The following is a 14443-nucleotide window of genomic DNA, read 5'->3' on the forward strand; positions in this document are numbered from 1 at the left end:
CTCATGAATTCCGCATCATTAAAACGAAATGGTATCATCAAACAACAACTTGAGGAGGACACAACATATGAGAACAATGCGTCTTGGCAACAGTTCATTAGAAGTGCCGGTCGTTGCAGTCGGCTGTATGCGAATCAGTTCATTGGACAAAGCGGAAGCAGAACGTTTTGTCCAAACATCCCTGGAGGCAGGCGCGAATTTCTTTGACCATGCAGATATTTACGGTGGCGGCACATGTGAGGAGATCTTCGCCGATGCCATCCACATGAACGCGGACATTCGCGAAAAGATCATCCTGCAATCGAAATGTGGCATTCGAAAAGGCATGTTCGATTTTTCCAAAGAACACATTTTGGAGGCAGTCGATGGCAGCCTGAAACGGTTGAAAACGGATTATCTCGACATTTTGCTTTTGCATCGTCCAGATGCACTCGTCGAACCTGAAGAGGTCGCAGAAGCTTTCGATATCCTTGAAAGTGCGGGTAAAGTGCGGCATTTCGGCGTTTCCAATCAGAATCCAATGCAGATCCAACTGCTGAAAAAATTCGTCAAACAAACGATTGTAGCAAACCAACTGCAATTAAGCATCACCAACGCCACCATGATCTCCAATGGCGTCAACGTGAATATGGAGAATGCGCCTGCCGTGAACCGGGATGGCAGCATCCTTGATTACTGTCGCCTAAATGACATCACCATTCAACCCTGGTCCCCTTTCCAATACGGATTCTTTGAAGGCGTATTTCTCGACAACGACAAGTTCCCGGAATTAAATCAAAAAATCGACGAGATCGCCAAAAAATATGATGTCAGCAACACGACCATCGCCATCGCGTGGCTCTTGCGCCATCCGGCAAAAATGCAACCAGTGACTGGGACAATGAACATTGGCCGGTTACAGGATTGCTGCAAGGCGAGCGATGTCTACCTGACACGCGAAGAATGGTATGAAATCTATCGTGCGGCAGGCAATGTGCTTCCGTAACGAGTGGCTCATACTCGGTGACTTCTTGTACCCTGTGTACATAGGTTTCTCGTGAAGTGACCAAATGGGTCTGCACAACAAGGCAACCTCAAGTCTGTATTGACTGGGGTTGCCTTATTTTTAATAGGACAAACGCTGTCAATCACATGCACCATTTGCGGCATAAAGATGACTATAGCCCAATCCCCTTCAAGCGCGTCCGCATCTGATCGGCGACAGCTTTGGCCCCAACGTCTGCCGACACACCAAGGTTTGCAATGACCCGTTCTTGGACCGCCACCGGCTTGTTTTGGCTGAGTTTTGCCACACCTTGCATGTCCGTGATGTCTATGCGAAAACCGACAATCGCTTTCATCATGTTGCGATAAAACATTTCATCGGCTTGCGACGGCAAATCCGAATCTGGTTCGTAAAAACGCACGGTCCGCTCCAACACCTCAGCCAACTCACCTTCACTTTCGATCACGCTGCATTTCCCATATACATGTACAGCCATGTAGTTCCACGTCGGCACAGAGGCGGGCAATTCATACCAAGCAGGGGAAATGTAAGCGTGCGGTCCCGAAAATACCGCCAACACCGTCCGCCCATCAAGATGCTGCCACTGTGGATTCTCCTTGGCCATATGGGAGAACAGGGCGTTTTGTTCGGCATCATAAAAGAACGGAAGGTGCGTGGCCAACGGTGTTCCGTTGTCGTCACTCATCAAAATGCCAAAGCTGTGCTTTCGGATGAAACTTTCGATTTCCGCCGGATCGCTCATTGTAAAGGGTTTTGGTATATACACGAAGCCACTCTCCTCCGAAGGATGTGAACACACCCCCACCAGGATGTCATTCTTGTGTTTCTCCAACCTTTTTGAATTTCCTTTGAGCCCCTTGAACAACCGCAATTCGAGAACGTCTCTCAATATGCGAATTTGAAAGACAATCTCCCTGACTTCGATCCCCCCTACAACCCCGCACTCCGTCTAGACGCTGTCAAAGATGAGTTTTATCATGAATGAAGGGTAATCAGGACATGTTTACTCTGTGGCTCCATACGGACAAACATGATTAAAGTATCCTAGTTTACCATGTCACTTACTAGTAAACTTATGGTACGGTACTAGCTAAATCTGGGGTGACGCCTTCCTGCAAGTCTTCGGACTGGGGGAGGTCGGACGATGTACGTGACATATCAAGCACTAGGGGTAGCACTTCAGGGGAGCATGTTGCTACTTGCTCTTCTAACACTCATAGTAACGATCATAGTCGCTTTTCGTTCACATAAATAAAAGTCACCCCGTAACGGTTTAGCGGCCTGTTCGGGGTGACTTTTTGCTACGCCACGTAATGTGGCTTTGAATTAAGTCGTCCGAGTGCGGGAAATTCCGTCACTCAAGGCGATGTACCGTAAGGTGTCGGAGTAGCAGCTCCGGCACCTTCTTAATTAGGATAGAGCTTTTGTCTATATTTTATGCGAGAAGGTCTACAAACACAACAACAATTAGTGACTATTCCAGATCTATCAGTTTAGACGTTTTTCTCCATGCGCATATGCCGTTGCTTGGCCAAGCTATGAAAAGTATTGCGTTCTTCTTTAGCTTTCCCCGGCATTCCTAAAAGAAAGATGATTTGATCTCTCCGCCATTCACGAACCCGAAATCACCCGTCGCAAGACATGCGCATAGTAATACTGGCGCCGCTCCAATGTCGAGGCATCCGCAGAACTCGAAAGAGGTTGCTTCCATCCATTACTCGTGACTCGTATATTACCGGGTCGAAGGTCGCCGTGGTCCACAGAATCGGGAATCGGATATTTTTCGATCTCGCCTAAAACATCGCTAAAATGCGATTGTCTAGAACGCAACAATGAGATCTCCTCTGCCTTCAGCTCATATGGTGAACCGTCCAGCAGACACATTCCTTCATCAACTAGCTCATCAAGTTTCTTACGCAGCACAGGCAGCCTCAAATCATAAAACGGATACGGCGCTTCATGGTTCAAAAAAGGCAGCGCATCGATTTGCAACTGCGCCCATTGGTCAATCACCGAACCGAGCAAATCGAAGGCTGAATCAGCAGGGAGATCATAACCACCCATGTCCGACATCAGAAACACATTGAGCGGTACATCCGCCGCAACCCATTCGGGTAATTTGGCAATGCCCCATTCTCGCACCCTGTTTGTCATTGCGATTTCCCGAATATAAGCAGAACCAGGTATTTTCATGTAAAAGTCACCCTGGTTCGTCGGACATCGAAACACAGTAGAGACAAAGGCGTTCTTGATCTGTTGAATCTCCCCGTTCACCGTCATGTTTCTATGTCGCATTTCAGCGCTCATCCATTCAAGATATGGCGTATAGCCATCCGTGCCAACCCAAGGCATCAATTCACTTTTTGAGTAATCCTCTGACAGGTTCATCAGCACGTTCTGCAAGAAAGGGTTGGCGTCATATAAAGCAGCCACACGAACACTGGGGACAAATTCCCCTGTTTGCAGACCGATACTTGGATCCACCAATTCAAAGAGAAAAATTGTGCTATCCATATCTTCAAGCTCAATAATGTATCGTCGAAAGACTGGAATACCGTACGCCTGTTCAAACCAGCGATTATACACATGCGGATTTTCAAGCCCGATGTGATGATCCACCATTTCCGGAAACTCAGGAATGCGCATATCCCCGTCCTTCGTCACAAAAACGCTTTTTCCATTGTCTGCGGAAAGAACGAAATACAAAGTTCGATTGCCCAAATTGGTTCCCCCTGTGTTACATGATCATGCTTCTTCATAGGCAACACGCCCACAAAAAAAGGGCTCCCCTGGTCACTTACGTTACCCGTGGGGCAGCCCTATTACAATACGCAAAATACAATCGGTCGATATCTACTCTACTTCACGCCAATTACAGCTTGATGATCAAAGGTTCATAACCACTCAACGTTAAATCAATGGCCTTGGTGTGATGGAGCGTCTGAACTGGTGACGTACCCGTCGTTGGATTGTAGATCTCCACATCATTGGACGCCTTCGCTAAATTCACCGTGACACTGCTCGATCCACTTGCCTGTTCGTCCCACACGGCCAAGTAAAACTCACCATTGCTCTTTTGCATCAATAAGTCATGCACAGTGGACGGTTCATTTGGAATGGAATAATCAAGTTGACCCGGCGCTTTTTTCGATCCCGCTTGTCCCTTTGTTCCCTTATCTGCCAAAATGGTCGTCAGATTGTGCATATCCACCCCAGATGGCTTAGGCTGATAATTGGTGTCGACAAGCCCCCAATAGCCTTGAACGGGATCATCCCGCAGCATATACAAGAAGGTATACTTCCATCCTCTTGCGAAATTGGACAGGTACACGTCCATCAGTACGTCTCCCTGTTGCGCCTCGCTCAGGCTACCGCTCCCTTGTGTGTTCCAACCTGTTTCCGTCATCACCCGCGGCAGTGTCTTCAATTGTTGGTCAGAATAACCACTGAATCCACCATTCCAAGTTTGACCATACTCGACATACAATCCATCCCAGGAACTGTTCAAAGTCGGATCGCTGGCATTCCAGGCCATATTGTCAATCAAACTGCCCACGTGACCCATGACGTAGGTATGTGTGTTCGCATAGTCAGCGTATTTCGTGCCGGCCGGCATCAGCGTGTTGGCGCCATTCGGAATGGTCAGGTACTGTAGTCCGACATTATCTGGTTCACTGCCCCCCGCCTCACTCGAAGCAAACACAGGGATTCCCTTGAGCAGCGGATCGGAATGGACGGCGCTGTATAAGTCTCTTTGAAAATAGGCGACGGGGAGAAACGTAGAAGAATTTGACGTCTGTCCGTCATAGGTCACCGGCTGATTATTCGGTTCATTTGGCCCCTCCACATCCAACAATGCGCCAGCCTTGCGCAATTGGTCGGCGATCTCAATATTGCTCGAAACGCTGGCGCCACCGTCGGCCAAAAGATCTATGGTATCCCCTGATTGCTTATGGAGTTGAATCCAATCCTGTACGTAATCAGGATTCGCATCTTCGCGAGTATGGTGTATGCCAAGGTAATTCAATGCAGTGGCTGTCTGCGACGCATTGTCTACTCCTTGGCCAATATGTGTATTGACGCCGAGTGAATTCAGAAAATCACTCACTTTAACAGCCGTTGTTCCGGTTTCAGGATGATGTGCGTTCCCACTCGTATCTGCAAAAACAGGAACGACAGCCATGACCTGCGATGCGATAGATGAGACCGCAAAAATAGAAACACATCTTTTTACATGCTTTTTCATGCCAACACTCCTCGTATCCTTTTCGTGTGCATCTCATTGCATGATGTACAGCAAACGATTGGGATGACGATACTCACAGCGATCCTGATGCTGCAAGTGACAACCCAACAAAATAACAATATGCGGTCACATAAAGCTTCACCCCCTTAAGTGGGATAAAAGCATTTGGATACATAAATTCCTGATGTCATGCGGAAACATGCGCACGATGATGGAAAAAATCGAGGTTGAATAAAAGGTGAATTCTATTAAAATTTTCCGATGAATGTATACGATCACGGCACTTGACATTGTTACTAACCAGGTGCCGTGATGAATTAATTCAAGACCCAACTGAGCCGATTAATACATTGACTCCGCAACTTTTTCCGAGGTAGAAATTGGTACCTCTCCATATATCGCAATAAGCAATCCCTTTGAATTTGTCCAACAAATCGCATTGGGCGAAACATATTATGTTCGGATACCTCCGTCACTTGCTTGTTGCCGAGTTGCACTTGATGCACGACTTCGTTTGGCGAATCTTTTCATCGCATCAACTATCTCTTGCGCCGCCCATCGTCAAACCGCTGATAAAGGATCGCTGCATGATAATAAACACCGCCACAGGCGGTAAACTGGCAAGGGCGGCTCCCGCCATCATCACGCCATATTGAGCGTCACCGCCACTTGATGCGTCGCTCAATAAGGAATAAAGGCCTAAGGGCAAAGTAAATTTCGATGAATCGTTCAACATCACCAAAGGCCATAAAAAATTGCCCCATGCTGCGACGAATGTGATGATCGCCAACGCCGCAATGGCCGGTTTAAGCAAAGGCAACACAATCCTCACAAAAAGCATGAATTCATGACAACCGTCAATACGTCCTGCATCCAGCAACTCGTCGGGAATGGTGGTGATGAATTGCCGCATCAGAAAAATCCCAATCGGTGGCGCGATAAAAGGGACGATGAGCGAAACGTACGTATTGGCGATGTGCATGCGGGCCATTTCGCTGTAGAGCGGGATGAGAATGCTCTGAAACGGGATCGACAACCCCATAATGATGATGGCGAACAACCAACCTTTGCCCGAAAAGCGATATTTCGAAAATCCGTATCCTGATAAGGCGGAGAGCAGTACCGTAAGCACTGTCAGTATCACTGCTACAAGCACACTGTTCCGATACCAAGCGAAAAAAGGCCACTGCGCAAAAAGAGCAGCGTAATTCTGCACGTCTAAAGCGCGCGGCAGCGAAAATGGAGATTGGAAGATTTGAGCTTGGGTTTTAAAGGAGCTGATAATCATCCACAAAAAGGGGATCACGATGATGATTCCCCCCAGCCAAACAAAGATGTTGAGGATGATATCTGATACTCGAATTTTCATGTGTGGGCCCCCTGTTTATCGGGTGGAAAATCTGCGATATTGAATCAGCGAAATACAAGCGACCACGACCAAAAGCAACATGCCCATGGCTGAAGAGTAGCCGAGATGTAAGTAAGACATGCCTTGTTGGTAGAGGTAATTGGCGTAACTTAAACTCGAATTTAAAGGACCGCCGTTTGTGAGAATAAATGGTTGATCAAAAATCTGCGACGATCCCACAAATGTGGTGATGAGGACAAATACCATCATCGGCGACAGGGATGGGAGCGTGATATGCCGAATCAGCCGCCAACGATTTGCGCCGTCCAATGCAGCCGCTTCATATAAACTTTCGGGAATCGCTTGCAGGCCAGCGATAAAATATAAGGAGTTGAGGCCCGTCCATTGCCAGGCAACGAGGCCGAGAACGGATATCTTAGACCAAAAAGTGCTATCTAGCCATGGGACAGCAGGGATGCCAAAAATGTGAAGGAAAGAATTTAATAAACCGAAATCTTTGTCATAAATCATGTTAAATACGATAACCACGGCTACAGCAGGCGTCACAATGGGCGTAAAGTACAACACTCTGAGTATCTTTTTACCAACCACGCGTTTACTGCTTAACGCCATCGCCAAAGGCAAAGATAAGAAAAAAGCGATGATCAAGCTGCCAATGATGTAGACGACTGTGTTGACCACTGATTGTATAAAGTAAGAATCCGTGAACAGATGGACGTAGTTGCTCAGTCCGACCCATTGCATAGGGGAAGCTTGATCCCATCGCGTAAAACTGAGAACTGCTGCGAACCCCAGCGGGTAGACAAAGAATATCGCAAACAAGATGTAAAACGGGCTAATAAACAGGTACGGCGCAATGGTCCCCCGCCGGGCCTTCCTTCGCAGTCGACGCGCTTTTGCAGACACCGTTGTCTTTGTTTCGTTCGTGCCAATCATCCATTCATCCTCCATGGTCTGTCGCATTCACAACCGTAACCCTTAATACCCGAAGAACTCCTGCGCTTTCAATTGTTGCGCTATACTCGAAATCGCTTTCTTTTGGTTCGACTTGCCCAAATAGATGGATTCTAGCGCGTTGTCTAGGTAAGTTTGGAACTCGGATTCCAAAGGGCTTTGCCAGAACGAAGGTATATCTTTTGCTGCCTGTTCCCATACAGAACCGATTTTCTCCCCACCAAAATAGGAGAATTTTTGATTCGTCACAGCGGGATCCGTCATTGCCGACTTCATGTTGGGAAAATAGCCAATGTCGGCAAACCGCTGCACTTGTCCTTGTTCTGTCGCGTACACGTAACGCAACAGACTCCAAGCCAATTGTGCATTCGGACTATTTTTCGCCACCGCAATGCCCGTGCCACCCCATGTGCTGGTTGTGTAGTTTGAACCTGGCCATTTGGGCATGGTCTGCAAACGCCATTGCCCTGACATTTTGGAAGCCGAAGACTCCAATTCCGCACCAGCATACCAATCCGGCGCGATCACGCCGGCGACCTTCCCCTGCTCGTAATCCTGGTAAATGCCTGGCCCCCAAAACGTGTTGGAATTCACCATTTTAAACACGCCATGGCTGATGGATTTCGTGATATAGTCCAATGTCTGATAGGTCACCGGCTGATTGATGGTCAAATCACCAGATTTGTTAAAAAAGGAACCGCCGTGCTCATAAAGCAAATTTTGAAATACGGCTGCGCCGCCGTCCTCCGAGATGGGCGCCATGGCAATCCCATGTTTGCTTAATTTCAATCCATCTTGATAAAATTCGCTCCAGGTTTTTATCGGTGTCTTAATCCCATACTTCTTGAATATTGCGGGTTGATAGTAATAACTAACGGGACTGAGCGCGCTTTCAAGGGCGTAGACGTTTCCCTGATAGGTGTAAGGAGAGAGCTTAACGAGATCTTGCCGTGTTTTGCCAAGCAGCGGAGTTAAATTCAACACGTATTTAGATAAGATCCCCGGTTTCATAAACAGCGAAAAGTGACTAATTTCCAAGTCCAGAAAATTGGGCAATTGTTCATTGGAAACCATGGCCGTTAACTCTTTGTTCCAAAAATCACCGGCCGGAAACACCTGTGCTTGAAAATGAATACTGTATTGTGGATATTGCTTGGCCCAAACCTTCTCCTCCTTTTTGAAAAGATTTGCGTACTCTTGATCATGCGTCCACATCGTCAATGTGATATTCTTTTTTGCCTGCTGTTGTCCAGAAGCAGGTGTACTGGCGCATCCACTTAAGAGTTGGGTCGTGACAGCAATGCCAAGCAGACTGAAAGCAATTTTCCTTCTCAATACCTTCCCCCCAACCTAGAAACAGATTTCTGGTATTTCATTTTATGGACTGTGTAGACGGTTTCAGAGGTTTTTGGTGCTTCCCGACACATTTGAGAATCTATCAGCCCATATCTTCAGACACTACCTTTCAAAGTGATAAGATATATATTGGCGTATAGCTTGAAATAGCATTCACGATACGGCTGATTTTTTATACGATTCTGCTACTGATGCACATTCATCCGCGTTACTACATAGTCAACGAGGTCGTGTTGAGCAATAAATGCGATGCTGCGCACAACAAAAAAAGAGCCGGAAGTTCCCTTCCGACTCCTTAAAACACGCCGCAACCGACTACAGCACCGGAAACTCGCCAATGCGCAAGCGTGCGCAACCGTATGGCACCAATTCCAACCGCGTCGCTTCACCCGGATATGGCCGCGGGTTCAATGGCGGATCGCCTGCCGAATGCTGTTCCATCAGCCAGTTGGCTAGTATTTTTCCTTCTGTCACAAGCTTGACGGGCGCACTCGCCGTTTGATAGGGCTGATGGCTCACCGCCTGTTCTGTGCGTTCAAAAGCCGCATCCCGCACCAACGCATACTGCCAGGCACTCGTCGGATACACTTCCCAGTCGTGGAACCGTTCACGTTCGCGTACGCGAATCCACTGCTCACCAAGCGGCAGCACATAAACCAACGGGCCGCTCTGCACGTTCACTGCATGGTTGTTCCGCTCGTCCAATTCGACATCCATCGGCAGGATCATTTCGATGCAATCGCCATCTTGCCACAGTCGGTCAATCCGGGCGAACCCATTTACAACTTGCAACTGCTGCCATTGCTTGTTCACCCTGACTTCCGGCCGCTTGCACCATCCCGGAATGCGCAACAAAATCGGAAATGCTGCCGCTTTGGAAAGTGCCACATCCATACGAATTTGTTCGCGAAACGGATATTCGGTTTGCACTGTCAAAGAAAGGTCCGTGTCATCCGCCACACTCGTTTGTAACTGGCATGGCGCATACGAAACAGCTGCGATCCCGCCATCATGTGTGCCCATCCACAAACTTGCGGCCAATTTTGGCCACCCTTGATGCATATTGGCTGTGCAGCAACCAAAATTCGGTTCAAGCCCAAAGCGGTTCGCATCGGGCGAATTGACCCAAGGCCGCTTGGCCGCATTGCACATGACCTGATTGACCTGTTGATCGTACTGATGAGAATCCCACTCCGGCGATATCGCTGCAGGTAACGCATTGAAGCCGACCTTTTCCAGAATGTCGCCAAACAAGCCGTCACCGAGGATGCGAACGAGATTTTCCATGCTAAACATATACTCCACCACGGCGCAAAGCTCGACCCCTTGGCTGGGATGTGTGCCGGACAACCACTCATCTCCCGAAAACATGCCGTGCGCCTGACCGTGATACCGCATCAAATCTGTGATACCCTGGTAAACTGCCTCGCGTTCTTCGTCACGCCCCGTCTGGCGATAGATGACTGCGGGCGCTTTTACCGCCATGGCGACGTTGACCACATGGATGCGGTGATCCCACTCATTTTGTTTGCGCTGATATGGAAACTTGCGAAAAATCGCGCCCCAATCGATCATCTGCCCTTGGATGGTTTCAGCTAATTCAAGCAGGACGCTATCCTGTGTCCGCTCATAGAGCCAGTGAATGGACAGCAACAAGTCCGCGCCGCGCGCCTGTGCCCACTCTTTGAGCGGCAAGTCCTTTACCGCATTGTTCATGTAGTGAAAATACCGCGTCATAAAAGGAATAACCCGTTCGTCCTGTGTCACTTCCTGATACTGTGTCAGCACCTTTAGCATGATAAAATACTGCCACCAGTCCTGCTGGGCCACTTCGTGGTTGACCGTTTTCAGCGCCGGACCGAATGATCCATCTTCTTTTTGACTCGCCAGCGTCCACTCAATCCACTTGTTTGCCTTCTCAATTAAAGTTTGATCCTCCAACAGATACGCCAAAGGCAAGAGGCCGTCCACATAGTATGGACCGCGTTCCCATCCCTCGCCCGAACCGCCTAGCCAGCCGCTGTTTGGGCCAACGTCCTCCCAATGCGCATCCAAATGACCGGTCAATCCATTCTTTTGAATTTCCAACTGATTGCGCAGCCAGCCCATCGGTTTGATGCTTCCGAGCCGCAACGCCTGGAATGCGCTGTTCAACAATGCGTTATTGCTCACCTGGTCTTGCACAGCCATCAAGGTTCACCTCTATTTCAGAATGATCACAATATGAATCCATCTGGGTTTATGATAATGCTATAATCTCTAGTAAATCAGCGCCAATCATAACTTGAACTTGTACGATCACAACATTTTCATCGAAGGAGAGAAGCCATTGCTGCAACTGAGCGCGCCGCCGCTGCCGACATTTTTGGCTGCGGGTGAAGACACGTACACCATTGGTCAATCTCATCCCAATCGCAATCGGATTGGCGTTTTCGATTTATTAGTTGTGACAAAAGGGTGCTTGCTGCTTGGCGAAGATAAACAACATCTACGTGTGGAGGCTGGCCAATCCCTGATTCTCTATCCAGATAGGCACCATTTTGCGACTGGACCTTGTGAAACAGAGACGCACTTTTATTGGTTTCATTTCACGACAGCCAAGGAATGGGAAGATCTATCAGACCTGTCATCTCAGCCAACCTACATGTCCACCGCACCGAGAGTCGACCAGGGAAACGCCTTTTCTGAACCTCCTTTTACCATTCGAGTGGCAAAGCAATGCCATATACTCAATTGGGACAAAGTACTCCACCTCTGCCGCCAAATTTTGTTTCCGTACCACGCATCAACTGCCTGGGAGTGGGAACAACAGATCCTTTTTCAGCAATTGCTGCAGGCATTGTCAAACCAGACACATCGCGCTGGTCCGTCACCGACGATTGCCGTTGCGGAGAAAGCAGCGCGTTATCTGCGCCAACACTACACAGAAAAAATCAACTACAAAGCGCTTGGCGAGGCGCTTCGCTTTCACCCAAACCATGTAGCGCGCTGTATGATTCGCGTCTTTGGCTGCACACCGCTTCAATATGTAAATCGCATCCGCATCGAACAGGCCAAACTGCTGCTCATTTCTACAGACTGGAGCATTGAGCGGATCGCAGAATGTTGTGGGTTTGGCCAGATGGCCTATTTCAGTCGCTTATTCAAGAAAACAGAGGGGATGCAGCCGAACCAGTTGCGCAAGAAATACAGCGGACAATTGGAGACAACCGAGCGTGTGCTGGACGCTGATTAACATGCGCCAAACCACGTCTCGGTCAATCGCGAAACACGGTCAATGAACACCAATCTTATCTGCCTTCAGCGGGTATCCTCCACACGGATGATAGGCAGCATCCGCGTCATTGTGCCCATCGTTTCCTCCAGCCGCATCAATGCCACCGCAAGATAACCAGCTGGCAGAAAAGAAACCATCTCCGGGTTGATGTCCGTATGGGCAAAAGCGTCGCGCGGCACCGCTGCGTATGTCTCGCGGACACAATGTTCCACTTGCGCGAGCACAGCCTCCAACTGACTTGCCCAGTGCGCCAACGCCTTATGCTGAAAAATCTGTTCATGTTCCGCGTTCAAGCCAGACTCCAAGGAAAGCAGCGTGTCCGAAAAGCGATGAAGCGCGGTCAACAGCCCTGAAACCGCATGGGCATCCAGTGTTTGCGCGGCTGGTTCGTGCATAAATCCATCGATGACGCGCGCCGCGTTAGTCCGGGCCAAACGCGCCTGTTTGCGCCGCAACTGCGTCTGTGTGGACTGTGCGGTTTGACTGATGATGGCATGAAAATATTGGCGCTCAGCGCCAATCAAATCAGCAAGCACACTTGGCACGTTTTGGCGCTGCCAAGTTGGCCAAACCACATAGGCAAGCATCGCCAACATACTGCCGCAAATGGTGTAGATCAGTCGGGCGGTAATCGCCACCGCTGGCGGGGTGATGTCAAAGAAGGACAGCAACATGACAATTTCCGCCGTCATGAAGAAGGAAAACAGCGCAAAGTTGTAATTTGTGACGGTGTACATCGCCCAGCCGAAGAGGATGATGAGCAAGATGGCAAGCAGATGATTCACATCGGGAATCATCGTCAACAGTGTCGCCACAATCAGCCCGCCCACCGTGCCAAGCACGCGGGCAATGCCGCGACTCAACGTGGAAAAGAAGTCGACTTTCAGGATGATCCCTGTGGTCAGTGGCAGCCAATAACCATAAGGATATGGCAAAGTTCTGTATATGACCGCTGCAATCAGCAACGCCGCCGCAAGACGGATTGCATGCCGAAATGAGGTGGACTGAAAGGTGAAATTGGCGCGCAATGTCGTGCGAAGCCGCTTCAATTCGGCGAAAGGAGAGCGGCGCGGCGCATATGCGACCACATAGGCGTCATCCGGCGTGATCGGACGAAGAAGATCCACCACCTGCGCCAGTTTCGAGTACAGTTGGTGTATGCACAAATGCGCATCGGAGCTTGCGCCAGATGTCAATTGCGCTGATGTCGTAGCTAACGCGCTTCTCAAATCTGCCGTGATCATCTCTTGTTCACTGTCGGCAGGTTTGCCAGCTTGCATATGGGTGGAGGCCCACGACAAAATATGGGCTGCTTTGCTCAACGCATCGTTTAGCGACGCCATATCGTCCCGGTGACCTGTCTGCTGATTCTGCTGAAGCTTCGTCATACCTGTCAGCGTGACAATGTCAATTCGGACAAGCTCGGCGAGATTCATCAGGATGCGCAACTTCTGCCAACGGTGTTTGCGCATATAGGAGTCATTCAAAAAATTGTCTGCTTCCATCAGAGAGGATGCCACGTGTAAATCCGCTTTGCGCGTGCGTTGCACCGCATAACTGGCAATGGCCGCATAAGACGCCATCACCGCTTCCGTTTCCGCATCCGATTTGTTGAGCCAATCCGAACAGAACATCAACAACAGTTGCAACAAACCGCCTGCCATGACAAACAATGCATGCTCCAGGGCATGGAGCGGCCCCTGCGGCACATGCGAAATGATGATGAGCGCATTGGTGGTCAACACGCCAATCTGCGCGGCGGCCCCACTCACTGCGGTGACCATGCCAGCGGCAAAACCGCTGGCCACAATGAAGAGCACAGTCAGCCAAGTGATGCCGCCAGCCAACGCGCCAACAAACGTCGCAAGCGTCAACCACACGATGATGAAGATCATCGTGCGCATCCGCGTGCGAAGCGTCCCGTTCACTGTGCCAAACGCCGCAATCAGAGCCCCAATGGCAATGCCGACACCCACCAAGACGTGTCCGGTGAGCACGCCTGCGACCAACGGCAGCGCAATGGCGATGGCATTGTGGAAGGCTGGTACAATTCGAAGTTGTGTGCGGTCATGCTTCGTGATGTCATCTAAGCTTCGAAACGTACGTTTTCGCCACATACTACATTGGCCGCCTTTCCTGTATGTATTCAGGTTATCGGACGTATTTTACACACAAAGGCGCATACAGCGCTCCCGCAGTGGCTGTATGCGCGCTTGCCTCTTCGGATTTTCAAGT

General features: G+C 49.4%; 11 protein-coding genes. 3 read left to right on the forward strand and 8 right to left on the reverse strand.

Annotation, left to right across the window (positions count from 1 at the left end; genetic code table 11):
* Window positions 1–67: 67 nt before the first annotated feature.
* Entirely contained in the window at window positions 68–985 is a 918-nt protein-coding gene (locus ACFSB2_RS17535) for an aldo/keto reductase (RefSeq protein ID WP_377944404.1), read from the forward strand.
* Window positions 986–1157: 172 nt separating this feature from the next.
* Here the strand turns inward: ACFSB2_RS17535 and ACFSB2_RS17540 are convergent, their stop codons facing one another.
* On the reverse strand, window positions 1158–1772 hold the full coding sequence (locus ACFSB2_RS17540) for an FMN-binding negative transcriptional regulator (RefSeq protein ID WP_377944405.1): 615 nt from the start codon (window positions 1770–1772) through the stop codon (window positions 1158–1160).
* Window positions 1773–2150: 378 nt separating this feature from the next.
* Between ACFSB2_RS17540 and ACFSB2_RS17545 the strand changes: the two genes are divergently transcribed.
* Window positions 2151–2261, forward strand: a complete 111-nt coding sequence (locus tag ACFSB2_RS17545; protein WP_377944406.1) for a putative holin-like toxin — start codon at window positions 2151–2153, stop codon at window positions 2259–2261.
* 356 nt (window positions 2262–2617) lie between these two features.
* Here ACFSB2_RS17545 and ACFSB2_RS17550 read toward each other — a convergent pair whose 3' ends face one another.
* The 6 genes from ACFSB2_RS17550 to ACFSB2_RS17575 form a co-directional block, all read right to left on the reverse strand.
* Window positions 2618–3727, reverse strand: coding sequence for an aminoglycoside phosphotransferase family protein (locus tag ACFSB2_RS17550; protein ID WP_377944407.1), 1110 nt, complete (start codon window positions 3725–3727; stop codon window positions 2618–2620).
* A 151-nt stretch (window positions 3728–3878) separates the two neighbouring features.
* Complete coding sequence (locus ACFSB2_RS17555) at window positions 3879–5252, reverse strand: hypothetical protein (RefSeq protein WP_377944408.1); 1374 nt, start codon at window positions 5250–5252, stop codon at window positions 3879–3881.
* Window positions 5253–5787: 535 nt separating this feature from the next.
* Complete coding sequence (locus tag ACFSB2_RS17560) at window positions 5788–6621, reverse strand: carbohydrate ABC transporter permease (protein ID WP_377944409.1); 834 nt, start codon at window positions 6619–6621, stop codon at window positions 5788–5790.
* Between the two features lie 15 nt (window positions 6622–6636).
* Window positions 6637–7557, reverse strand: a complete 921-nt coding sequence (locus ACFSB2_RS17565; protein WP_377944410.1) for a carbohydrate ABC transporter permease — start codon at window positions 7555–7557, stop codon at window positions 6637–6639.
* A gap of 42 nt (window positions 7558–7599) precedes the next feature.
* Window positions 7600–8910 (reverse strand): ABC transporter substrate-binding protein, encoded by a 1311-nt coding sequence (locus ACFSB2_RS17570; RefSeq protein WP_377944411.1) that lies wholly within the window; start codon window positions 8908–8910, stop codon window positions 7600–7602.
* Window positions 8911–9246: 336 nt separating this feature from the next.
* The gene (locus ACFSB2_RS17575) at window positions 9247–11121 is read right to left on the reverse strand and encodes a beta-L-arabinofuranosidase domain-containing protein (RefSeq protein ID WP_377944412.1); all 1875 of its coding nucleotides are present in this window, start codon (window positions 11119–11121) and stop codon (window positions 9247–9249) included.
* A 139-nt stretch (window positions 11122–11260) separates the two neighbouring features.
* On the opposite strand from ACFSB2_RS17575, the gene ACFSB2_RS17580 reads away from it, so the two are divergent.
* Window positions 11261–12166, forward strand: coding sequence for a helix-turn-helix transcriptional regulator (locus ACFSB2_RS17580; protein ID WP_377944413.1), 906 nt, complete (start codon window positions 11261–11263; stop codon window positions 12164–12166).
* Window positions 12167–12231: 65 nt separating this feature from the next.
* Here the strand turns inward: ACFSB2_RS17580 and ACFSB2_RS17585 are convergent, their stop codons facing one another.
* On the reverse strand, window positions 12232–14325 hold the full coding sequence (locus ACFSB2_RS17585; protein WP_377944414.1) for an FUSC family protein: 2094 nt from the start codon (window positions 14323–14325) through the stop codon (window positions 12232–12234).
* Window positions 14326–14443: the final 118 nt, after the last annotated feature.

The organism is Alicyclobacillus fodiniaquatilis (genome assembly GCF_042678105.1).
Taxonomy (GTDB): Bacteria; Bacillota; Bacilli; order Alicyclobacillales; family Alicyclobacillaceae; genus Alicyclobacillus; species Alicyclobacillus fodiniaquatilis.